The sequence below is a fragment of the Ferrimonas balearica DSM 9799 genome, from assembly GCF_000148645.1.
Classification (GTDB): Bacteria; Pseudomonadota; Gammaproteobacteria; order Enterobacterales; family Shewanellaceae; genus Ferrimonas; species Ferrimonas balearica.
In genome coordinates, this window is the sequence record NC_014541.1 from 3,140,191 (window position 1) to 3,163,539 (window position 23,349).

At 62.3% G+C, this 23,349-nt stretch carries 16 protein-coding genes; 8 read left to right on the forward strand and 8 right to left on the reverse strand.

Going from position 1 to position 23,349, the window contains the following annotated elements:
• Window positions 1–84 precede the first annotated feature (84 nt).
• From phoR to FBAL_RS14360, 5 genes are all read right to left on the reverse strand, one after another.
• Entirely contained in the window at window positions 85–1,386 is a 1,302-nt protein-coding gene (gene phoR / locus FBAL_RS14340; protein ID WP_013346306.1) for a phosphate regulon sensor histidine kinase PhoR, read from the reverse strand.
• 34 nt (window positions 1,387–1,420) lie between these two features.
• Complete coding sequence (phoB, locus tag FBAL_RS14345; RefSeq protein ID WP_013346307.1) at window positions 1,421–2,110, reverse strand: phosphate regulon transcriptional regulator PhoB; 690 nt, start codon at window positions 2,108–2,110, stop codon at window positions 1,421–1,423.
• 158 nt (window positions 2,111–2,268) lie between these two features.
• Complete coding sequence (locus FBAL_RS14350) at window positions 2,269–3,210, reverse strand: porin (protein WP_013346308.1); 942 nt, start codon at window positions 3,208–3,210, stop codon at window positions 2,269–2,271.
• 169 nt (window positions 3,211–3,379) lie between these two features.
• The gene (locus FBAL_RS14355; protein ID WP_013346309.1) at window positions 3,380–7,111 is read right to left on the reverse strand and encodes an AAA family ATPase; all 3,732 of its coding nucleotides are present in this window, start codon (window positions 7,109–7,111) and stop codon (window positions 3,380–3,382) included.
• Window positions 7,108–8,346, reverse strand: coding sequence for an exonuclease SbcCD subunit D C-terminal domain-containing protein (locus FBAL_RS14360; protein ID WP_013346310.1), 1,239 nt, complete (start codon window positions 8,344–8,346; stop codon window positions 7,108–7,110). Before FBAL_RS14360 ends, FBAL_RS14355 begins: the two co-directional genes overlap by 4 nt.
• 128 nt (window positions 8,347–8,474) lie before the next feature.
• Between FBAL_RS14360 and rdgC the strand changes: the two genes are divergently transcribed.
• A complete protein-coding gene (rdgC, locus tag FBAL_RS14365; RefSeq protein WP_013346311.1) occupies window positions 8,475–9,389 on the forward strand; it encodes a recombination-associated protein RdgC in 915 nt (304 codons plus the stop codon).
• Window positions 9,390–9,446: 57 nt separating this feature from the next.
• Here rdgC and FBAL_RS14370 read toward each other — a convergent pair whose 3' ends face one another.
• On the reverse strand, window positions 9,447–11,198 hold the full coding sequence (locus tag FBAL_RS14370; protein WP_041251313.1) for a M61 family metallopeptidase: 1,752 nt from the start codon (window positions 11,196–11,198) through the stop codon (window positions 9,447–9,449).
• A gap of 151 nt (window positions 11,199–11,349) precedes the next feature.
• On the opposite strand from FBAL_RS14370, the gene FBAL_RS14375 reads away from it, so the two are divergent.
• The 6 genes from FBAL_RS14375 (at window position 11,350) to FBAL_RS14400 (ending at window position 18,730) form a co-directional block, all read left to right on the forward strand.
• Window positions 11,350–13,422, forward strand: a complete 2,073-nt coding sequence (locus tag FBAL_RS14375) for a tetratricopeptide repeat protein (RefSeq protein ID WP_041251314.1) — start codon at window positions 11,350–11,352, stop codon at window positions 13,420–13,422.
• A gap of 96 nt (window positions 13,423–13,518) precedes the next feature.
• Complete coding sequence (locus FBAL_RS14380) at window positions 13,519–15,084, forward strand: GGDEF domain-containing protein (RefSeq protein ID WP_013346314.1); 1,566 nt, start codon at window positions 13,519–13,521, stop codon at window positions 15,082–15,084.
• Window positions 15,085–15,108: 24 nt separating this feature from the next.
• Entirely contained in the window at window positions 15,109–16,467 is a 1,359-nt protein-coding gene (gene ppnN, locus FBAL_RS14385) for a nucleotide 5'-monophosphate nucleosidase PpnN (protein WP_013346315.1), read from the forward strand.
• Window positions 16,464–17,231, forward strand: a complete 768-nt coding sequence (xni, locus tag FBAL_RS14390) for a flap endonuclease Xni (protein WP_013346316.1) — start codon at window positions 16,464–16,466, stop codon at window positions 17,229–17,231. The genes ppnN and xni overlap by 4 nt, the downstream gene beginning before the upstream one ends.
• Entirely contained in the window at window positions 17,228–17,920 is a 693-nt protein-coding gene (locus FBAL_RS14395; protein ID WP_013346317.1) for an SDR family oxidoreductase, read from the forward strand. The genes xni and FBAL_RS14395 overlap by 4 nt, the downstream gene beginning before the upstream one ends.
• A gap of 3 nt (window positions 17,921–17,923) precedes the next feature.
• Window positions 17,924–18,730: an MBL fold metallo-hydrolase gene (locus FBAL_RS14400; RefSeq protein ID WP_013346318.1), complete on the forward strand. Its 807-nt coding sequence runs from the start codon at window positions 17,924–17,926 to the stop codon at window positions 18,728–18,730.
• A gap of 65 nt (window positions 18,731–18,795) precedes the next feature.
• Here the strand turns inward: FBAL_RS14400 and sstT are convergent, their stop codons facing one another.
• Complete coding sequence (sstT, locus tag FBAL_RS14405) at window positions 18,796–20,004, reverse strand: serine/threonine transporter SstT (RefSeq protein ID WP_013346319.1); 1,209 nt, start codon at window positions 20,002–20,004, stop codon at window positions 18,796–18,798.
• A gap of 225 nt (window positions 20,005–20,229) precedes the next feature.
• Between sstT and FBAL_RS14410 the strand changes: the two genes are divergently transcribed.
• Window positions 20,230–20,628: a DUF3192 domain-containing protein gene (locus FBAL_RS14410; RefSeq protein ID WP_013346320.1), complete on the forward strand. Its 399-nt coding sequence runs from the start codon at window positions 20,230–20,232 to the stop codon at window positions 20,626–20,628.
• A gap of 52 nt (window positions 20,629–20,680) precedes the next feature.
• Here FBAL_RS14410 and FBAL_RS14415 read toward each other — a convergent pair whose 3' ends face one another.
• Entirely contained in the window at window positions 20,681–23,341 is a 2,661-nt protein-coding gene (locus FBAL_RS14415; RefSeq protein WP_049779511.1) for a S9 family peptidase, read from the reverse strand.
• Window positions 23,342–23,349: the final 8 nt, after the last annotated feature.

Here is a 23,349-nt window from a genome sequence, read left to right on the forward strand (position 1 = left end):
TCGGGTTACGATTCACACCGCAGTATTGTCAGCCCAGATGACAAAACCGTGACACTTTCGTGTACAAGCGGTGATCACATCCCGTTAACTGGCTTTTTGCACCACCAGCGTGGCCGGCAGTTCAAAGGCAAAGCGACTGCCCTGCCCCACCACTGAGCTGATCTCCAGCTGACTGTTATGGTGATTGAGGGCGTGTTTGACGATGGCCAGTCCCAGCCCACTGCCCCCGGTATCGCGGGAGCGGGCCTTGTCCACCCGGTAGAAACGTTCCGTCAGGCGGGGCAGATGTTCCGGTGCGATCCCCTCGCCCTGATCCTGCACCTCAAAGCGGGCACGTTCGCCATTGCGGCGCCAGCTGACGCGGATCTCTCCCCCCGGCGGGGTATAGCGGATGGCGTTCTGAACCAGGTTGGCGCAGGCACTGTGCAGCTGCATCTCGTCGCCATAGACCTTGAGCTCAGGGTCTACCTCAAACACCAGTTGATGACTGCCAGCGGCCAGGGTTTCCCCCTCCTGCTGTATGGTGCTCATCAGTGCTGGAATGTCTACCGGGCGCTCCAGATCCAGGTCCGTAGACGATTCGATGCGGGACAATGTCAGCAGCCGGTCAATCAGGGTTTTCATCCGAACCGACTGCTCCTCCATCGCCTTAAACTGGCGCCCCTGCATCGACTCCGGATCGCAGGTCATCTGCATCATCTCGACGTAGCCCTGCAGCACCGTCAGCGGGGTTTTCAACTCGTGGGAGACGTTGGCCACAAAGTCGCGACGCATCTGCTCGAGCTGGCGCAGGCGGGTCACGTCCCGCGCCACCAAAAGACGCTGGCTGTCGCCATAGGCCATGATCCGCACCTCCAGCAACCAGCTGTCATTCACCGGTGACACCAACTCCAGCGGTTCAGAGAAGCGGCGCTTATTCCAGTACTTCACAAAGCGGGGGTGGCGCAGCAGGTTGTGGATGCGGTTGCCGGCATCCTGCGGCCAACGGATGCCAAGGATGTGCTCGGCCAGCTGGTTACTCCACAGGATCTGCCCCTCCGGGCCCAACACCATGGCGGCGTCCGGCAACGCCTCTGCCCCTTCGCGAAAGCGGGAGAGCAGCCGCGCCAGCTGAGCCCGGCGTCGCCGGTTCTTGCCCTGCAGACGGTAGATGCCGTTAAAGATGGGTTCCCAACTGCCGCTGCCATGGGGCGGGGTCAGGCGCCGGTCATGCCAGAGCCAGTGGGCCAGTTTGTTGAGGTGACGGTAGTGCCAGAACAGCAGCAGCCAGGAGCCGATAAGCAGACAAAGGGCCAGCTGGTCTACCAGCAGGCCCAACAGTGCCCAGGGGGCCATCCACATTACCAGCTTCAGCAGCAAGCGGTAGCCGGAGTACGACTCAAACATCTTTCACGTCCAAGTGCGCTTGCCTCGATATTGCTCAAACCTTGGTGGAGAACCGATAACCGGCGCCCCGCACGGTCTGGATCAGTTTGTCATGGCCGGTTTCCTGAATCGCCTTGCGCAGGCGACGGATGTGCACGTCCACGGTGCGGTCCTCAACGTACACGTTGGTGCCCCACACGTTGTCGAGCAGCTGCTCGCGGCTGTAGACCCGCTCAGGGTGGGTCATAAAGAAGTGCAGCAGACGGAACTCGGTCGGCCCCATATCCAGCCCCTGTTCCTCAACGGTGACGCGGTGGGAAACCGGGTCCAGGCGCAGGCCCTGCACCTCAACGGCCTCTTCGAGGCGGGTCGGGGCGGAGCGACGCAGCACCGCTTTGATGCGGGCCACCAGCTCTTTGGGAGAGAACGGCTTGGTGATGTAGTCGTCCGCGCCCACTTCAAGGCCGCGCACACGGTCCTCTTCCTCGCCACGGGCGGTGAGCATGATGATGGGGATCTGGCGGGTATGCTCATCCTGACGCAGCGCTTTGGCCAACTGGATACCACTGCCACCAGGCAGCATCCAATCCAGCAGGACCAGGTCGGGATAGGGTTCGCTGATGGCGTTCAGGCCCTGGTCATAATCCGCGGCACTGGTGGTACGAAACCCGTGCTGATCCAACACAAAGGTCAGCATTTCACGGATGGCGGATTCGTCTTCAACAATCAGGATATTGGCAGTCATAACAGGCTTTTGGATCCACGGTGACAGTTCGCGGATGATTATCTGTCCAACAAATGACAGAAATATGAATCACTGACAAGGAGTGTAATAAAAAGAGGGCCGATTGGCCCCCTTTTTGCGGTTTGCTGATGGCTAAGCTGAGCTGGGCTCAGAACCGATCAGAAGTCGTAGCGCATGCCGACAGCAAACACGCTGTCGTTGTCCTGAGTGTCGTAGCTGGTGCCGGTGTAGTAGGCGTTCAAACGCAGCTGCTTGGACATTTTGTGTTCCGCGCCCACTGAGTAAACCGAGCCGGAGTCGGCAAACTTGTTGCTGCCATCGGCATCCTGGTACTGCGCTTTCAGCTTGGTCGCCCCCAGGCTGTAGGCTGCAGACACCATAAAGCCGTCATAGGACACACCGGTGGAGACTTTCTCCTGGTCGTTATACATGGCACCCAGTTCGAAGCCGGCGATCTTACCGCCGACGGTGACACGCAAAACGTCGTAGTCATGCACTTTGCTGTCGTAAGCCACGGCGGCGTAAAAGGGCTGTTTTTTGTAGTTGGCGTCACCCACCATACCGGCCACGGAGAAGCCGCTGTCATCAACCTGCTTGCTGTCGCCTTCGGCAACGTAGGTGACTTCAGCAGAGAACAAGTTAGCGATGGTCGGCGTGGCGTAGGAGATCTGTTGGGAGGCCCGGTTTTCACCACGGAACAGGGCGTTGATATCCCCTTCATAGTCGCTGAACTGGTCAACTTTACCCTGAGAACGCTTCAGGGCCGTATCCCGACGACCGATGGTGGTGGTACCGAAGCCGCCTTTCAGGCCAATAAACTGGTTACGGTTGGAGAACACGTCGCTCCCATCAACCACATCAATGCCAAACTCCGCCTGATAGATGGCTTCCAGCCCTTCGGCAAACTCATGGCTGCCCTTAACACCCAGACGGGAGGAGTGAGAGGCGATACGGGTTTCGCCATCGCTGCTGTCACCGCCCAGATCGGCATACTGAGCGGTCAGGTTCAGACGGCCGTACACGTTCACGTCGGCAGCAGCGGTGGCAGGCAGGATAGCGGCAGCCACAGCGGCAGCCAGGAAAGTGCGATTCAGAGACATGGTTTTAATTTCCTTGTTAAACGGGTGTTTTCCGGGTTCAGGAGAAAACGCCGCAAAGTGTGCCAAGCCTTTGTGACAGTTGAATGTCAATCGTCCGTGACAGTTTTGTGACACTTCGGAATGCCATTCAATAGCATTAACACCCATTTAACAAGAGGTTGTGCGGGATCTATCGCTCGATAATCCGCAGTTGGCTGGTCCCTCCTCCTGCTGCACTCAGTTGCACCCGGGTACCGATCCGCTCCACCAGGGTCTGCACATGGGAGATCACCCCCACCTGACGACCGGCCGCCTGCAACGCGTCAAGGCAGGACAGCGCCATCTCCAGTGAGTCCGGGTCCAGCGTGCCAAAGCCTTCATCAATAAACAGCGAACCGATACGACCGCCACCGGTGGTCAGGGCCGATAACGCCAGCGCCAACGCCAACGAGACCAGGAAGGTTTCACCGCCAGAGAGACTCTCAATGGCGCGGATCTCCTCGCCCATATCGCCATCCACCACCTGCAGGTCCAGTCCGTTGCCCGGGGTCGGCTGCAAGCGGTAGCGGGGGGCCAGTTCAGCCAGCTGAGCGTTGGCCAGCTGCAACAGCTGCCCCAGCGTCAGTGCCTGCGCCATGGCCCGGAAGCGACTGCCATCGGCAGAGCCAATCACCTCTTTCAGCTGCAGCCACACCCGACAGTCCTGCTCAGCTTGCAGGGCCTGACTCTGCAGCTGTTCCGCCTTGTCCCGCAGCGCCGCCTGCTGAGCCTGCTGGTGGCGGCACTCAAAGTGCTGACGCTCCAACGCTTCCAGTGCGGTGTTCAGGCCGTCCAGATCCGTGGCCTCAAACTCACTGTCGAGCAGGCGCTGCTGCCAGTCCTGCTGTGCCTGTTGGTGTTGTGCCTGACGCTGGGCCAGTTCATCCACGGCCCGTTGATGGTCACGACGGGCACTTTCACAAGCCAGCTGGAACTCCGACAGGCGCTGCTGTTGTTGCTGGCGCCACAGATGATCACGCCCCATCAGCGACAACACCTGCTGCTCAGCCAGCCCCAGCGTCTGCAGCAAGGCGCTCCAGCGGGTCAGGCACTCGCGTCGCTGCGCCTGCTGGGCCGTTTGGGTTTGCTCCAGCTGAATCAGCGCACTGCGCAGGCCGGCCTGTTCGGTCCGGGCGTTGTGCAGCGCCGACTGGGCCTGCTGCAACGCCTCCTGAGCCTGCTGCCACTGCTGCTGCAGCCGTTGGTGACGCGCCTCCAGCGTCTCCCCCTGCAAAATCTGCTGCAGGGCCTGATCAAGCCGTTCGGCCAACTGGGTCAGTTCCGCCTGCTTGGGCTCCAGCAACGCCAGATTGGCGCGCTGTTCCCGCACCTCCAGCTCCCGCTGTTGGCGGGCCTGCTGGCCGGTTTGCAGGGCCTGCGCCACCTCGTCCAGCTGGCTCATCGCCTGGTTCAGCTGGGTCAACTCATGGTCAAGTGCCTCCACCAGAGCAGGCAGTTGGGCCGGTTGCTGAGCCAGTTCCGCCCAGGGCAGTTGCGGCAACACCGCCGCCAGCTCAGCCTGTTCGGTTTTCAGGGCGTTCTGCAAACGAGTCAGTTCGGTTTCCAGCTGCCCCTGGCGCTCCTGGCCAGCCTGCAGTGCCAGCTCTGCCTGGTGGTGTTGCTGGCGCGCTTCCGCCAGCGCCTGATGCAGAGCCTCGGCATCCGCCTGCAACCGCTGGTGCTGCTGCTGCCAGTGGCGCCACTGCTGCTGTTGCTGGTGGCCCAGCTGAAGTGCCTGATCCAGTTTCTGGCCTTGCTGCTGCAGGGCCTGGGCTGACAAGCCCTGCCAGTCCGGATGGTCGGCCAGCAGCCCCTGCTGCTCCTGCTGCCAGTGGCCGAGCTGTTGTTGATATTCCGCCAGCTCCCGCTGCCAGCGCTGCTGCTGGGCCGCACTCTGCTCCGCCACCGCCAGACCACGATGCAGCGCGGCCCGATCCTGCTCAAGGGCCAGAGCCAGTTGCTCCAACCGGCCCTGCATCCCCGCCAGCAAGGCGTCCACCACCGGCGCACTCTCGGCATAGGGATGTTCATGCGCGCCACACAGGGGACAGGGCTGCTCCGGTTGCAACAGCGGACGATACTGTTCCAGGCTCAGGGTGGCCTGGGCCTGCTGCCATTGGGTCTGAGCCTCCTGCAGCGCGCTGTGGTTGCTGTGGATACGTTGTTCCAGCTCAGTACGCTGGCTCTGCCACCCCTGTTGCTGTTGTTGCAGCTGGGCAAGCTGGCGCTCGAGGGCATCGCAGTGCTGCCGGGCCGGGGCCAGGCGCTCCTCCAGCTCCAGCCAGCGCACCAGCTGGCGCAGTTGCTGTTGCTGAGCCTGCAATGCCTCTGCATCCGGCGCCTGAGGCTCCTGCTGGCGCAATGCGGTCAGGGCTTCGGACAGGGTCTTGTCGTGTTCGGACAGCTCCTGGGTACGGTGCTGAAGCTGTTTCAGCCTGAGCTGCTCACGTTCCAGTTCCGGCATCAGCTGGCGCAGGGTTTGGCGCAGCTGGTGCCACTGTTCGCTGTCACGCCCCAGGGCCAGCAGGCGGTTGCGCCAGGCGCTCCACTGACCCGCCAGGGCCACCAGTTCGCCGTGACGCTGGCGATACTCATTCAGCTGGCTTTGTTGCTGGTTCAGCTGCTGCAACTCGCGGTCCAGCGCCTGCAGGGCCGCCTCATGGCTGGCCACCGACTGACGCAGGGGGCTGAGGCGTTGCTGCAGGCTGTCCAGCTCCTCGCTGACCCCCTGCCGCTGGCGGGACAGCTGCTCCGCTTCCCCCCGTTGTCCCTGCCACTGCTGCCACTGTTGCTCGGCCTGTTGCTGGGCCTGCTGCAAACCGGGTTGCTGTTGTTCCAACTGCGCGATGCGCGCGTCCACCTGCTGACTGTTCTCGCGCTGGCGCGCCAGCTTCGGCGCCGCTTCCGCCAACGCCACATCCAGCTGGCTGAGCTCCTGATAAAGCGGACGGGCGGACTGGGCCTGATCAAACACGTTCAGCTCTGAAGCCAGTGCCTCGAACTCCGGCTGCTGCGCTTCGAGCGCGGCCTGCTGTTCAGCGTGTTGTGTCATCGACTGCTGCTGAGCCTGGCACTGCCGGGCCAGCTCACCGACTTTTCCGGCGTCCGCAACCAGCTGCTGCCCGCGACTCAGGGCCGCCGCCAGCCCGGCAATCTGGTTGGCCAAGGCGGCCAGCGCCTCGTCGTCCATCAGTTCGAGGTTTTGACGTTGCTCCTGCAACCGGGCCAGATCCTGCTCAGCGCGACGCCCGCGCTCAAACGCCGCCGCGCCGATGCGGCTGTAGATCTCGGTGCCGGTCAGGCGCTCCAGCAGCTCAGAGCGGGCCTTGGGGCTGGCCTTGAGGAACGCCGCGAAGTCCCCCTGGGCCAACAGCACCGCACGGCGGAACTGCTCCCAGCTGAGTCCGACCCGTTGTTCAATCTGCTCCAGCACCTCGGTTTTCTTGCCGCTCTCCACCTTGCCACTGGCCAGGTGGGTCAGGCTCATCTCCTGATTCTGCAGGCGACCATCGAGTCTGCCTCTGGCCCGGCGCACGCTCCAGCGCGCCCGGTAGAGGTCGCCGTCGGTGCCGATAAAGTCCACCTCGGCCCAGCCTTCCGCTTTGCCACGGCTGAGGATCTGGCGCACGTCGTTGCTCTTCAGCCACAGCTTGTCGTCACCGTCGACCGCCCCCACCGAGGCGCCCTGCCGTCCGGTGGTGTAGCGGGGCGTCTGGTCATACAGCGCCAGGCAAAGGGCATCCAACAGGGTGCTTTTGCCGGAGCCGGTGGGGCCGGTGATGGCAAACAGACCGGACTGGGCCAGCGGTCCGTCCGCCAGATCGATATCAAAGGGGCGGGCCAGACTGGCCAGGTTTTCCCCGCGAATGGCGACAATCTTCATGCCTGCTCCTCCACCTCGTTAACCAGCTCAGCAAACGCTGCCATCAGCGCCGGCTCTGGTGCGTCACCAAAGCGGGCGGTGTAGCCGCTGACAAACACCTGCTCCGGTTCGAGGTTATCCAGGCTGGCGCCCATCTCACTGGCGCTGACACTCTGGCCCGGATGGGTCACATGGATGCGGGCCAGTCGGACGGCGCGGTCTTCCAATGCCGCCATCACCTGCTCGCGCAGGCGCGGTTCCGGCTGCTCCAGTGCCACCCGCACCTCCAGCAGTGGTTGGCGCTCCAGCGGCAGCTCCGGCAGGTCCAGCGCCGCCAGTTCCGCCAGCACGCTCTCCAGCCCGGCGGGCTTGGCCGGGATCCGCAGGATCTCCACGGTGCGCGGCACCCGGATCGCCTTGTCCTCCTGCAATTGACCGTCAGCGAACCGCAGTTGGCGAACCTGGTGGGGGTAGTGCTCCTCCGCAAGAGAGAGGGGGATGGGGCTGCCGCTGTACCGAACCCGACCGGACTTATCCACCCGCTGCGCCTTGTGCAGATGGCCCAACGCCAGATAATCCAGCGCTGCGGGAAACTCACTGACCGGCAGGGCGTGCTGATTGCCGCCCAGGATGCGGCGCTCGGACAGCTCCGACAGTTCCGTGCCCGCCAGATAAGCGTGGCCGGTGGCCAGCAGCAGTTGGCCCGGCTTGGCCTGTGCCTGCATCCGCTCGGTGCCCTGCTGGTAGAGCCGGGTAACGCCGGCGATCAACTTATCTTCCACGTTATCGAGGGCCGGATCGGACAGGTTGAGATCGGCGCTGCGCAGGAACGGCAGTGCCAGACACCAGGCCGCGGTCTCGCCGCTGGCGTCGGTCAGCGGCAGGATCAGCCGTGACCAGTCGGTTTCGCCGTTGTCGTCCCGTGGCAACTGGCCCACCACGGTGATGCCAAAGTTGGCGAGCAGGCTGTGGGGGGCGTCCAGCTTGGCCGGGGAGTCGTGGTTGCCCCCCACCAGGATCAGGTCCAGGTTGGGCAGGCGACGACGGCAATCGGCAAGAAAGCGGTACAGCATCTGCCAGGCGTACGCGGGCGGATTGGCGCTGTCGAAGATGTCGCCGCACAGCAGCAGGGCGTCCGCCTGCTCCGACTCCAGTGTGTCGAGCAGCCAGGTCAGAAACTGTTGATGTTCAAAGGCACGGCTATGGCCGTGCAGTAACTGGCCGAGGTGCCAGTCTGCAGTATGAAATAGGTTCATGAATCAAGGCGTCAGTGAGGCTACGGCGCTAGGATAGCAAGCTCACCACATGCTCGTCAGCGTTGGGATTTGTCCGACATTCCGCTACACTGCCGCCCCATTGATTTGCCAAGCAGACAGGATCCCCTATGTGGTTTAAAAACGCGTTGCCCTATCGCCTCACCAAGCCCATCGACTGGCAGGCGGATGAGCTGGAGCGGCAGATGGAGGCCCTCGCCTTCACCCCGGCCGGCAGCCAGGAGATGGCCAAGCTGGGCTTTGTCGCTGCACTGGGGCCGAAAGTGGGCGGTGGCCTGGTTCATGTTGCCGATGGCAACCTGCTGATCGCCATCGAGAAGGAGGAGAAGATGCTCCCCGCCTCGGTGATCAAAGAGGAACTGGACGAGCGCGTTGGCCAGCTGGAAAACGAGCAGGGTCGCCCGGCTCGTAAGGCGGAAAAGGAAGCGATGAAAGAGGACATCGTGGCGATGTTGCTGCCGCGCGCCTTCAGCCGTCGCAAGCGCATCCGTGCCCTGGTGATGCCGCGCCAGCAACTGATCCTGGTGGACAGCTCCAGCGCCGCCCGCGCCGAAGAGCTGCTCTCTCTGCTGCGTCAGGCCATCGGCTCCCTGCCGGTGGCACCGCTGATGCCCAACACCCTGCCGGAAGAGGCGATGACCGACTGGGTTCGCACCGGCAACATCGGCCACAACCTGACCCTGCTGGAAGAAGCCGAGCTGAAGAGCCTGGCGGAGAACGGCGGCAGCGTGAAACTGAAAGACCTGCCGCTGGACAGCGATGAAGTGACCGCTCACCTCGATGCTGGCCTGCTGGCGGTAAAAGTGGGCCTGGACTGGGCCGAATCCGTCAGCTTTGTGCTGAGCGCCGACCTGTCAGTGAAGCGCATCAAGTTCGCCGATGTGTTGCAGGATCAGAACGACGACATCGACAAGGCTGACCTGGCCGCCCGCTACGACGCTGACTTTGCCCTGATGTGTGGCGAGTTCGAACGCCTGTGGCCGGATCTGCTGGCCTCCATGGGTGGCGTCGACGAGAGCGTCTGAGCCAATCCAGGCGCAAAAAAGGGCACCCGAGGGTGCCCTTTTTTTGTGCCGATGAGGTTAATCAAACGGCCAGTCGATGCCCAGCCAGGCTTTAAAGCGCGCCTTTTGCGCTTTGCTCACCGACGCCAGTGGCTCAATCTTGGCTTTCCCGTCCGGGGCACTGGCCAGCACCAGTTCACGACTCATCAGCCGGTCGCGGCGGAACACCGTAACGGTGACCTTCTGGCCCGCCTCATGCTGCGCCAGAGTCTGGCGCCACAGGTCCGGGTCAAAGCGCTGGTCGTCGATCGCTACCAGCTGGTCACCGGGGGTCAACCCCGCCTGCCAGGCCGGGCCATCCCGACGCACCCGGGTCAGCTTGCCGCTGTCATCGTGGCTGACCCCCAACTCCAGCTTCTGCTTCTTGGCCGGGATCAACGCCAGTCCCGCCTGAGCCAGCAAGCCATCGATGTCCAGCTGCAGCGGGCCGTCGATATGGCTCTGCCAGAACGGCGTCACATCGCGGCCACCCAGTTCGGTCAGCAGGGTTTGCAGCGAATCATTGTTGTAGGCCGCCGGCAGTCGGTGCTGTTGATACAGCGCCCGATGCAGGGCATCAATGCCGCTGCCGCCATCGCGCAGCCAGAAGTCCAGCGCCCAGTTGGCCAGGAAGCCTTCGGAGTAGATGCTGACGCTGTGGTTGGTGCCGTAGTCGCCGCCGCGGGCGATCCAGTTATCAAAACTGGCCTCCGCCACGCTCTGCAGCTCACGTCCCGGCGTCTGCTGGTGACGTTCAAGCCGCTTGGCCATGTCCGCCAGATACTCCTCCGCCGTCATGATGCCCGCCTGCACCAGCCACAGATTCTGCAGGTAACTGGTGCCCCCTTCGGCCAGCCACAGCAACGGGGTGTAGTTGTCGGCCTGGTATTCGTAGGGCACCAGGCCCTGGGGTCGGTAGGCCTTAACGTTCCAGGTGTGCACCAGTTCGTGGGAGGCGGTGCCGATAAAGCTCAGGTACTCCTGGCGCTTGGCAAAGCTCCAGCGCGGACGCTGAATGACCGTGGAGTTGAGGTGTTCCGTCGCGCCCCGCACTCCGGTGGTGGCATGCACCATAAAGACATAGCGCTGGTAGGGGTAGTCGTGGTCATAGTAAGCGCCGCCTGCCGCCACCAGGGCTTTCAGGTCGGCCACCATCTGCTCGGTGTCGTAGTTCCCCTCCCCCCAGATCACCAGCTCGTAATCGCGACCATCGACCCGGAAGGCAAAGTCCTGGTGGATGCCGGTTTCAATCGGGCTGTCCACCAGCACGTCGTAGTTGGGGGCAACAAACTGGTGCGCCCGCTCTGAGTCCATCCCTGACACGCTGCGCCACTGCTCGGGCACCGACAAGGTCACGCTGAGCGGCTCATCACGGAACGCCGGGCTGTACATAAACACCCCGGAGGCGTCCAGATAAGCGTGGGAGTCATCAATATGGCGGCTGCGATCGCCGAGCTCGGTGGCATGCACCTGATAGCGAATGGTCACTTCCGTGGGCTGTACCAGCTCAATGGCCCAGGTGGCCCGGGCGGTTTTGTGCCAGGTCAGCGGTTCACCGTCGGCGTTCACCGCCTCAAAACGGCGCACGCCATCGGCCATCGGCAGCAACTGGTAGCGGCCGGTGCGCCAGTTGGGCAGTTTCACATCCAGTTGACCGGCGTCCGCCACAGGGAAGCTGGCCGAGACGGTCGCCAGATGATGGTCTGGCCGGTCGATATCGATGTGGTAGGTCACGTCAGACCAAGCGGGGGCGGCCATCCAGGCCAGCGCAGAGAGGGCGGCGGGTAACATCCTCATCTCAAATTCCTTTTCGGTATCGTTATAGTTGTTATGGAAATGTCGGGCTGGCACTATACCCAGTGATGACATAGGGATCCAGACGAGGCAGGGAATGTACCGGGCATTAGCAGTGATTTTGGCGTGGTTGCTAACGGCACCGGTGATGGCATTTGGACCTGGGGAGTCCCGCAGCGGTTGGGCCATGGTGAACGACAATCCGGAAGGGGTATTGACCCAGTGGCAGAACGATCAGGGACGCACTCCCAGCCTGGAAACCGAGCGACTGCTGCTGATCGCTTACGCCCATCACGCGCTCAACCACAAGCCGGAACTTGAAGCCCTGCTGACCCAGCTGCGCGAGCATCAATTTACCCCACAACAACAAGCCCGCATGATGATGCTGGACGGCCTGTATGCCGGCTCCATGCGCAGCGAATTCGATTACGCCCTGCAACAGTTTGATGCCGCCAACCTGGCCCTGTCAGGGATGGACGATAACGACAGCCTGCGCCTTCAGGTGCAGATTCTGACCCTGGCTGGCTCCCTGCTGCGCTATCTTGAGCGCCTGCCTGAGGCGATAGAGCGCCTGGGCCAGGCCCGTCAGCGTGCCGTAGCACTGGGTGATAAAGGCACCCTGGCAGATATTGAACATCACCTCGGCCGCGCCCTGAGGGTAGCGGAGCAACCCCGGTTGGCGGCCGAGCACTACCGCTCCGCCCTCAGCCTGGCGGAGTTCGTCGACAACCCTCGTTTCCCCGGCTTGCTGGAACTGGAACTGGCCCGTCTTTACCGCGGCATCAATGAGTACAGCCGCGCCCTGGAACATGCCCACAATGCGGCGGCCATCTTTGAACCGCTGAACGAGCCGCTGAGGCTGGCCAATGCGCTCTCCGAACTGGGCACCGCCTACCGGGAGCTGGGAGAACCGGCGCAGTCGCTGCATCACTATATGCTGGCGCTCGACCTGCAACTGCGTGAGGAGTCCGTGCTGGCCATCGCCCGCACCCGGCACCAGATTGCCCTCACCTACCTTGATGCTGGTGAACCGGACAAATCCCTGGAGTATCTGCAACTGGCCCTGCAGGCCGTGACCGAGCGGAAGCACGACAAACTGATCTTTGCCACCCGCCTGGCGCTCAGTGAAACCTACCTGTCGCTGGGCCGCTGGAACGACGCCCTACTGTTGGCTGAGCAGTTGCTGGTGCAGAGCCGTCAGCAGGAGGACAAGCCCAGTGAGCGCACACTGCTGATGGTGATGGCCGAAGCCAACCGCGCCCTGTCCCGCACTGAGCAAGCCTGGGGTCAGCTTCGCCAGGCGGCGGACATCGCCCTGCCCGCGCCGGCCAACGGTGGTCTCAGCGCTGCCAATCAGTTGGCCGAGCAACAGCTGCGCAACCAGCTGCAGCGCCAGGGTGAAGCGCTGAATGAGTCCAAGCAACTGCTGAACAACCTGCAGAACCAACGCCTGCTGATCGTGCTGCTGCTGGTGGCACTGTCATTAAGCCTGTTGCTGCTGTGGTACCGCCATCGCCACAAAGGCAGCCAGTTGTCCCGCCTGCATGACGAAGTGCTGACCCTGGCCGACACCGGCGCCGGTAATCGTAAGGCCCTGTTTCAGCACCTCAGTGCATCGGAGTCCGGTTATCTGGTGCTGCTCAAGCTTGGCGACCTGCCAACCTCCGAGCTGCGTACCGGCCAGGCCCACTTCACCCAACAGCGCCAGCGCCTGATCACCCTGCTGAAAGAGGAGGGCTGGGTCGACCGGTTGTTCGAGCCCAACCTGGGCCTGGTGGCCATGACCATCCAGCAGGAGATTCCGCTGGAACGGGAAATGCTGCGCCTGTTTGATCGACTGCAGCGGGCGTTCCGCGGCCACAATGCCTTCTCCGGCCCCATCAGCGCCGGCATCATTCCGCTGCCGTTCCAGCCCGGCGCTTTGCTGCGCCTTCCGCCGGAACAAGCACTTGAACTGACCCAACTGGCCCTCTGGAGCGCCAACGATCTGGCTCACCGCACCGATTGTGACCAATTCGTACAATTGCGCCCGGTGGCCCTCAGCGCTCCCCTGCTCAACCCCGAACAGCTCTACGCCAGCGCCGTTAAAGGCATTCAGCATGGCGTGATTCGCTGCCTGGTCAGCAACGGCCAGGAGGAGCTGCGCTGGCCGGTGGAGCCCAGTGCGCCGGAGGATTCCGCAGAACGACAAGATATTTCGGCCCAGATCGCCCCGGAGTAACTGCGGGCTTGCACTTGCCACATCCTCAGATACCATGTGATCAAACAGAAAAATCAGTAAGTAACGCAGATTGGCGTGCAGCGGACTTAACCAAGAATGAAAGAGGCGACTCCCTCGGACCAGGCTCAGGACACCCTGGCGCACCACCTTAAGCGTGCTCAGGCTGCTCAGCAGCAATTGACGGAATATAAAGAGCTGCACGAGCGCCAGATTAAAGCCTTGGTGGAGTGTCTCCACCACCTGAGCATCAACTGCAAAGGACAGAATTTGGAGCTGGACAACCGTCTGGCCAAGCTGCGGACTCAGCTGGCCGACAATCCCGATATCGATAGCATCCTGCCGGAACTGACCAACCTCTGTCGCGCACTGCAAAATCAGTATCAGCTGACCCAGAGGGAGATCGGCACCAGCCAGCAGGCTTTGCAATCGCTGGCCCGTCGACTTGGGCAACTGGCCGAACTGCCGGACCAGTTTCAGCGCGAGCTGTATTTCTTCCAGCAGGATGTGCAGAAGCCTGTCCATACCCTGTGGGAGTTCCTGCCGCAGATGACCCGCCTGGTGGGCTACTACGAAAGCCTGCTGAAAGAGCGCATGGCCAGCGAAGAGCCACTGGCCATTACCCCGCGTCACCGCCAGCTGGCCCACGAACTGGCCCAGCTGCTCAGCGAGATCGATTTCCGCAACGAAAGCCGCGACATGATTGCCGCCATCAAGGCGGAGCTGGCCGGTGAGATCAGCGCCGAACAGCTGCTGGAAGCGTACCAGCAGGTCCTGACTCTGCTGATGGCGGACATCGCCAAGGAGAAAAGCGCTTCCCAACAGTTCCTGTTTGCCCTGAACGACGCCCTGGGGGCGGTGCGTGAAGCGGTGGCGGAGAACTGGAACCAGTCACTGCGCAACTTTGGCCATCAACGGGAGTTCCACCGCCAGCTCTCCACCCATTGCATGGAGTTTGGCGACTCCGTCCGTGCCGCTACGGAGCTGGACCAGCTCAAGTCGCTGGTTGCCAACGAACTGGGCACCATCCGCGAGCTGCTGCGCAAGCGCGATGAAGAGGAAACCCGTGAATTTGCCCGCCTCAAGGGCAGCATGGAAAAGATGCGCAAAGAGCTGACCGCCCTGGCCTCAGAAGCCAGTGGCTACAAGGATCAGCTGATTGAGCAGCAGCGCCTCAATATGCTGGATGCCCTGACCCAGCTGCCCAATCGCGCGGCGCTGGATGAGCGTCTGAAACGGGAATACCGCAACGTCCGACGCTACGGTAATGACCTGTGGGTCGCGGTAGCGGATATCGACCACTTCAAGGGGATCAACGACAGCTTTGGCCATACTACAGGGGATAAGACCCTGCAGGTGGTGGCGATGGCGTTGAAGAATTCCCTGCGAAAAGGTGAGTTTGTGGCCCGTTACGGTGGCGAAGAGTTCGTGCTGTTGCTGCCGGACGTGTCCGCCGAACAGGTGGGCCAGATCCTCAACCGCACCCGGGAGCGGATCAAGGCGATTCCATTCAAGTTCCGCAACGAAAAACTGTCCATCACCATCTCCATCGGCGCCGCTCTAGTGACCGGCAACGAAACCATGCAGGAGACCTTCGAACGCGCCGATGCCGCGCTCTATCGTGCCAAGCGTAAGGGTCGGGATCGGGTCGAAATCGACAGCTGACAACAACAAAAAAGGGAGGGGATCATGCAGGTACAAGTGCGTCCCCGGGGCAGTCTCGATCAACTGTCCCAACTGGAAGTGGAACGGCTGCGCGAGAGTGCCGCCTCGGAACTCTACCAACTCTACCGCAACTGCTCCCTGGCGGTGCTGGCCTCCGGCCTCACCAGTGACGACAGCACCGCCCTGTTTGAACGCTACCAGGAGTTTAAGGTCCGGGTGCTGCGCAGCGAGCGCGGCATCAAGCTGGAACTGACCCACCCGCCGGAAGCCGCCTTTGTGGACGGCGAAATCATCCGCAGCATCCAGGAGCACCTATTTGCCGTGCTGCGGGACATCCTCTACATCAGCGACCGCTACGAGAACCTCCGCCACATCAACCTCACCAACTCGGTGCACATCACCAACGTGGTGTTCGAGATCCTGCGCAATGCCAAGGTGATCAGCCCCAAAGGGGAAACCAATATGGTGGTGTGTTGGGGTGGCCACAGCATCAACGATCTGGAGTTCCAGTACACCCGCGAGGTGGGTTACGAGCTGGGCCTGCGCGACCTCAACATCTGCACCGGCTGTGGCCCCGGCGCCATGGAGGGGCCGATGAAGGGCGCCGCCATTGCCCACGCCAAGCAGCGCATCCGCGATGGCCGTTTTCTCGGCTTGACCGAGCCCTCCATCATCGCCGCCGAGCCGCCCAACCAGATCGTCAATGAACTGGTGATCCTGCCGGATATCGAGAAGCGTCTGGAGGCGTTTGTGCGCCTGGCTCACGGCATCATCATCTTCCCCGGCGGCGTCGGCACTGCGGAGGAGCTGCTCTACCTGCTGGGGATCCTGCTCCACGAGGAGAACCGGGACCAGCCCCTGCCGGTGGTGCTGACCGGGCCCCAAAGCAGCCGCGCCTACTTCGACGAGATCAACGCCTTTATCGGCGCCACCCTCGGCCCCGAAGCGCAGAGCCGCTACCACATCATCATCGACGACCCGCAAGCCGTAGCGCGCTACATGAAGCAGCAGCTGGCCGACGTCAAATCGTTCCGCCTCTCCGTCGACGATGCCTTCGCGTTTAACTGGCGCCTCAAGATTGAGCCGGAGTTCCAGCTGCCGTTTGAGCCGGACCACGACACCATGGCCAATCTCGATCTTCGCCCCATGGCCAACAAAGCGATGCTGGCTGGCCATCTGCGCAAAGCCTTCTCCGGCATTGTCGCCGGCAATGTGAAGTCCCAGGGCGTTAAAGCGATCCGCCAGCGCGGGCCATTCCGAATCCACGGCGACCCGGCCATGATGGCCCGACTCGATACCCTGCTCAGCGCTTTCGTTGATCAGGGCCGCATGAAGCTGCCCGGCAGCGTCTATCACCCCTGTTACGAGATCCAACCCCGATGAAACCCAAACTGCTGCTGGTAGACGGCCTCAACCTGGTAAGGCGGATCCATGCCGCCGTCCCCAATGAGGACGCAGAAGACCTCAAGCGCCGCTGCCTGGGCGCCATGGACAAGGCCCTGCGCCAGCACAAACCCAGCCACGCCATCCTGGTATGGGACGGCGGCCACGACAACAGCTGGCGCCGTCAGCTCTACCCCGAATACAAAGCACACCGCAAGCCGATGCCGGAAGACTTGGCCCGCGCCCTGCCCCTGCTCGACACCGGCTTCGCCAGTCTTGGTGTGCGTTCCGTGCGCCAGCAGGATCTGGAAGCGGATGACCTGATCGCCACCATCGCCAGCAAGGTGTCAGCAGCCGGAGGTGAGGTGGTGATCCTCTCCACCGACAAGGGCTTTGGCCAGCTGCTCGGCCCCGGCATCGCTCAATGGGACCATTTCGATGGCCACTGGATCGATGCGGAGCTGCTGCAGCAGAAAGTGGGGGTGCCCCAGTCCCGTCTGCTCGACTACTGGGCGCTGGCAGGGGACTCCGGCAACGGTATTCCGGGCATACCGGGCATTGGCAAGAAAACCGCACTGGAGCTGGTCAGCCAGTTTGACAGCCTGAAGGCCCTGTTCGCCGCCGACGCGGTGCCCGGCAAACTGGGTGAGCGCCTGCAGGCCCATCAGGATGAAGCCCGGCTGAGCTACCGCCTGGTGCAACTACGACGTGACCTGGAACTGAAGCTCAACCTCAGTCAATTTCGAGTAGGGAGTCCAACATGAGTTACACCACCCTGGTGACCGGGGCCAACCGTGGCATCGGTCTGGAGTTTGTGCGTCAGTACCTGGCCGATGGCCATCGGGTGATCGCCTGCTGTCGCCAACCGGAACAGGCGGACGAGCTGCAGGCGTTGGCCGAAGCTCACCCCGGCAGCCTGGATCTGGTGGCACTGGACCTGTCAGACCCGGCCCAACTTTTCGGCCTGAAAGCCTATCTGGGCAACCAAAGCATCGACCTGCTGATCAGCAACGCCGGGCTGTATGGCCCCAAGGGTGTGGCCTTTGGCAACGTCAGCGAGGCCGATTTTGCCCCGGTGATGGCGGTCAATGTGTTGGCCCCACTGCTGTTGGTGCAGACGCTGGCGGATAACCTCAGCGCAGGCGCCAAAGTGGCCCTGCTCTCCTCCAAGATGGGCTCCATCGCCGACAACGGCAGCGGTGGCAGTTACCTCTACCGTGCCTCTAAAGCCGCCCTCAACGCCATCGGCAAAAGTCTGTCGGTGGACCTGGCCCCACAGCAGGTCAGCGTGGCGCTGCTGCACCCCGGTTGGGTACAGACCGCCATGGGGGGCCCCAACGCCCTGATCAGCACCCAGACCTCAGTGCGTGGCATGCGCCAGGTGCTGTCCCAGCTGGACCTGTCGGTCTCCGGCCGGTTCTTTAACTACGACGGCAGCGAGATCCCCTGGTAAACCATGGCAACGAGGGAACGCTTTCATATTGAAGCCATCGAGGGGGTACGGGTCGGGCGCTTTAACTTCGGCATCAACACCACCTTTATCGTCTACCGGGTGGGCGACACCCTGATCGACAGCGGGCCGCCCAATCAGTGGGCGGCGGTGTCCGCCTTTGTTGAAGAGCGCCCGTTGCGCCAGGTGCTGTTAACCCACCACCATGAAGACCACAGCGGCAACGCCGGTCGCATCGCGGCGATGCACAATCTGGTGCCGATGGCGCCGGAGGCGGGCCGGGCCAAGCTGGCCCGGGGGTTTGCCACCCCGCCACTGCAACGGCTGATCTGGGGGGCGCCCTCGCCGCTGCTCACCGAACCTCTGGCCGACGACCTGCAGCTCGACGACGGCAGCCCCATCGTGCCGATCCCCACCCCCGGCCACGCCAAAGACCTGACCTGCTTTCACCTGCCCCATCAGGGCTGGTTGTTCAGTGGCGACCTCTACCTCTCCCGCAAACTGCGCTACCTGCGCAGTGATGAGAACCTGGCACAACTGATGGCCAGTCTGCGCCGGGTGCTGACCCTGGAGTTCGATACCGTGTTGTGCCCCCATCGCGGCCCGGTCAGGAGCGGCCATCAGGCGCTGCAGGATAAGCTCGATTACCTCGAGCAACTGTGCGACCAGGCCCAGTCCCTCGCCCGCCAGGGGCGCAGTGAGAAAGCGGTGCTGAAGGCGCTGCTGGGGCCGGAGGACTGGCTGGGCCACCTCAGCCGCTACAACATCTCCAAGACCAACCTGATCCGCCAGGCCCTCAAAGTGCCGCGGTAGTCCCCGGGCAAAGCACACAAAAAAGCCCGGCACTGGCCGGGCTTTCTGTCATATGGACTGGGGCATCAGGCCTTACGGCTGGCCGCCTTGTCCGCCGCAGCGGTAAACACCACGTCGGTGGAGCTGTTCAGCGCGGTTTCTGCCGAGTCCTGCAGAACGCCGATGATGTAGCCTACGGCCACCACCTGCATCGCTACCGAGTTATCGATGCCGAACAGGGAGCAGGCCAGCGGGATCAGCAGCAGAGAACCACCGGCCACACCGGAGGCACCACAAGCGGAAACCGCGGAAACGATGCTCAGCAGCAGCGCAGTGGCCAGATCCACCTCGATACCTAGGGTGTGTACGGCTGCCAGGGTCAGCACGGTGATGGTGATCGCCGCGCCGCCCATGTTGATGGTGGCGCCCAGCGGAATGGAGACAGAGTAGGTGTCTTCGTGCAGGTTCAGGCGCTTACACAGGTCCAGGTTCACCGGCACGTTGGCCGCAGAGCTGCGGGTGAAGAAGGCGGTCACGCCACTTTCACGCAGACAGCGCAGCACCAGCGGGTAGGGATTCTCGCGGGTTTTCACGAACACGATCAGCGGGTTCACCACCAGAGCGATGATCGCCATGGCGCTGAGCAGTACCGCCAGCAGGTGGGAGTAACCCAGCAGGGCACCAAAGCCGGTGGTGGCCAGGGTGTTGGACACCAGGCCGAAGATGCCCAGCGGGGCAAAGCGGATCACCACTTTCACGATCTGGGTGATGCCGAAGGAGACATCGTGGAACACCTGCTTGGTGGCGTCAGAGGCGCGGTGCAGGGCCAGACCCAGCGCGATACCCCAGGCCAGGATGCCGATAAAGTTGCCGGTCATCAGGGCGTTCACCGGGTTATCGACCACCTGGAACAGCAGATTATGCAGCACCTCGCCAATGCCTTCCGGCGGCGACAGGGTGCTCTGGTCAGTGACCAGCACCAGGGTGGTGGGGAAGGCAAAGCTGAGCACAACGGCGGTCAGAGATGCAGCAAAAGTGCCGATCAGGTAGAGGCCGACAATCGGCTTCATGTGGGTGTGCTGGCCCGGCTTCTGGTTGGCGATGGAGGACGCCACCAGAATGAAAACCAACACCGGCGCGACCGCTTTCAGCGCCGAGACGAACAGGTCGCCCAGCAGCGCCACGGATTTGGCCCAGGCCGGGTTGAAGCTGGCCAGGGCAATACCGGCAATGATGCCGATCAGGATCTGCAGCACGAGGCTGCCCTGAGTGAGACGTTTGATTAGTGATTGCATTCTTAAAGTCTTAAATATTTATCGTTGTCATGCTCAGCGGCCAATTTACCGCAGAGAACAGGGTTTGTAACAACGCCAGCGGGTTTTTGTCCATCCCATATGCTCAGTTTGTTGATCATTATCCTCCAGTAACAAAATTCACCAATAGATCGGCCTCCGCCTCCCCTTTGATTGTCACCAATCCACTGCTAACCTAGTCACGTTTGCAACACAGGATTAACAGTGATGTCTCAGGGAAAGTCTCGTCTTGTGCCGGTTGTGGCGGTGCTTCTTGGTCTCTATCTGGTGTTTGTGGTGGTCGTGGTGTCGGTGTGGGAAGAAGCGCCCGCTACGCCGGACAACATGGATTGGGATGACCGCCAGAAACACAATGTCGCGGCCATCGCCACCCTTGAACCGGGTCTGAGTAAAGCGATCGTGCTGGAGCGCCTCGGCAACCCGGATTTCTCCGAAGCCCTGACCGACCACGACGGTCACGGCATTCAGGTGCTGCGCTACCGCACTCACCGCACCAAAGGCGACGGTGAAACCACCCCCGATGAAACCACCCCACTGCTTTTTCGCGATGGCGTGCTGTTTGGCTGGGGGGAAACCGCGTTTGAGCAGCTGAAGAACGGCGGCTGAAACCGGCTCGTAAAAAAAGCCCCCAGGCGGGGGCTTTTTTCGTTTCAGCGGTTTACTTGTCCGGCTTGCTGTAGGGCAGCCCCTGCTGCCACCAGGCCGGTGCTGGCGCCCCTTTCAGGGTATGGTCGAAAAACGCCTTCATCTTGATGCTGTAATCCACCTTATTGGGGTACTGCTTGGGATGGTGCGGTTCGCCCTGGTACTGCAGCATCACCACCGGCTTGCTCAGTCGACGCATGGCAAGGTAGAGCTCAATGCCCTGCTCCCACGGCACGGCGTCATCCTCGTCGCCAAACATGATCACCATCGGCGTATTGATGCGGTCAGCGTAGATCACCGGGCTGTTTTGCAGATAGAGTTCCGGCGCCTCATAGAGGGTTTTGCCGATGCGGCTCTGGCCCGACTCGTACTGGAACTGACGGCCCAGGCCGGAACCGAGGCGGATACCGGTGTAGGCGGAGGTCATGTTGGATACCGGTGCACCCGTTACCACCGAGGCGAAGAAATCGGTCTGGGTGGCGATGTAGGCGCTCTGGTAGCCGGCCCATGAGTGGCCCTGAAGGCCGATGGCCTCCGGGTCAGCCACGCCCATCTCAACCAGCTTTTTAGCCCCAGAGAGCAGCGCCTTAAGCGATGCCGGGCCCGGCTGGCCCACCTCGAACACCACGTCCGGCAGAAACACCGCATAGCCCTCACTGGCGTACCAGGGGAAGTTGGGGCGGTGGTTGATCGCCATCTGCGGGAACGCGTGCAGGCGGTCGCTCATGATGCGGTAGAAGTAGATCATGGTGGGCAGCGGGGTTTTGCCGTCGTAACCCGGCGGCGTGATCAGCACCCCTTTGAGGGCCTGGCCATCCTCGGTCTGCCAACGCACCAGCTGCGCCTGACCCCAGTCCAGATCCGCCAGCTGGCCACCCAATTGGCTGACCCGGGCCAGCTCACCGTTGGCCCCTTCACTGCGGTAAAGATCCGGGAAGCGATCATAACGCTGATAACTGATCAGCAGAGTCGGCGCGTCTTCCGCCTTGGCATGGAAGCTGATCTTGTAGTCGCCCTGCTGCCAGGCGGTGAGCGCACCGTCGGCCAGGTTCAGCCGGAACAGCCCCTCGGCTTTGCTCTGTTCGTTGACGCCATGAACCAGCAGCTCGGCATCTGCCGCCACCGCCAGTTGGTCAGGGTCAGTCTGCTTCACCCGGTACAGGGTGGTGGCTTCCCGGCCCTCGGTCAGTCGGGTCAACTCGCCTTTGGCAGGGTTAAAGCGCCAGATGTCGAACTTGTCGTACAGCAACAACGCGGCGTCGTTTTCCAGCCAGGGACCAAAGCCATACCCCGGCGCGGGGCTGGGGTAATCGTGGTTCTCATTGGAGAAGCCATCCGCCACCTTACGGGTGCGGTTGGCCGCGATGTCATGGTGATAGAGGGCGTCACGCACATGCCAGAATACGTGGCCGTCATCCGGCCCCAGAGTGGGCTTGTCGCCACTGCTGACCTGCTCGGCCAGCAGGCGACGCTCACCGCTGTTCAGGTCCACCAGGTACCAGTCACGATAGAACCCGGCCCAGGAGATCATCTTGCGATAGGGCTTGTCCGAGCTGGCCAGCAGGTAACGGCGGTTCTCCGCCAGCACCAGCTCCGGCAGCGCGCCGTCGGTCAGCTGAACAAAACGCTCTCCCTTCAGATGCCATACCCCCTGATAGGTGCGCTTGCGCTCCTTGTCGTACTGGTTCATCTCACGGGTTTTGATCTGCTCATCGTCACCGTGCCACAACACCAGATCGGAGCGGGCCAGCAGGCGGTCGATGTCGGTCAGGTCCGCCTCGGAATCAAACTTGGGCGGCTCGGGGATCTTGGCCGTTCGGATCTGGCGACCGATAAACAGGCGCTCACCATCCCGGCTGAACTGCAGTTTACTGTGGCCGGACACCATAAAGTCGGCGTGGTTCAGGTCCTGCCAGCGCAGCTCACCATCGGCCCACACCGCCACCTTATGGGTGCGGTGGCGGGGTTGCTCAGTCAGATCGCCCCAACTGAACGCCAGTTGGCGGCCGTTGCGATCCCACACCAGAGAAGCGGTGCCCATGCCATCCTGTTCGAACACCGGCAGCACGGCGAGGTCGGGACCCAGCCGGAACACGCCATTGCCCTTGCCCTCTTCCACACTGGTGCTGAACGCCAGTGAACCGGCTTGTTCCGCCAGGGCATAGTCTCGAACAGCGTCAAAGCGTACGGTTTTGCCATCGCTCAGGCGCTGTACCAGCAACTCACTGCCCAGCTCCTTGTCATCGATTGCGGGTTCCTTGTCATCGCCCTCGCCCGGCTTCGGCGCTTCCTCTTTGTCTATGTCCTTCTCCTCTTCTGCGGCTTCAAACAGCACCACCAGCAGGGTGCCATCGTCGCTGAAGGCCGCAGATTTAACCCGCTCATACGCGGTTTGTTCGCCGCTTTGCAGGTCAACAAGGACCGCACCGCCTTTCAGTTTTTTGCGGGCTTTGGCGCTGGCGTTCTCCTGCTCCAGCAACGCCACCGGCTGCTCAAACAGGGCAAAACGGCCATCTGCACTCAACTGCGGTTTTTCGGCTCGCTCTACGGTAATCAACTCGCCGTTGGCCAGTCGGATCCGCCCCTCAGGATTGCCGCGATCCGGCCGGGCGGTGAAGGCCACTGCGGTGCCGTTGTCGGCCACCACCGGGTCCTTCAGGCTTTTGAATTCCATTACCCTTT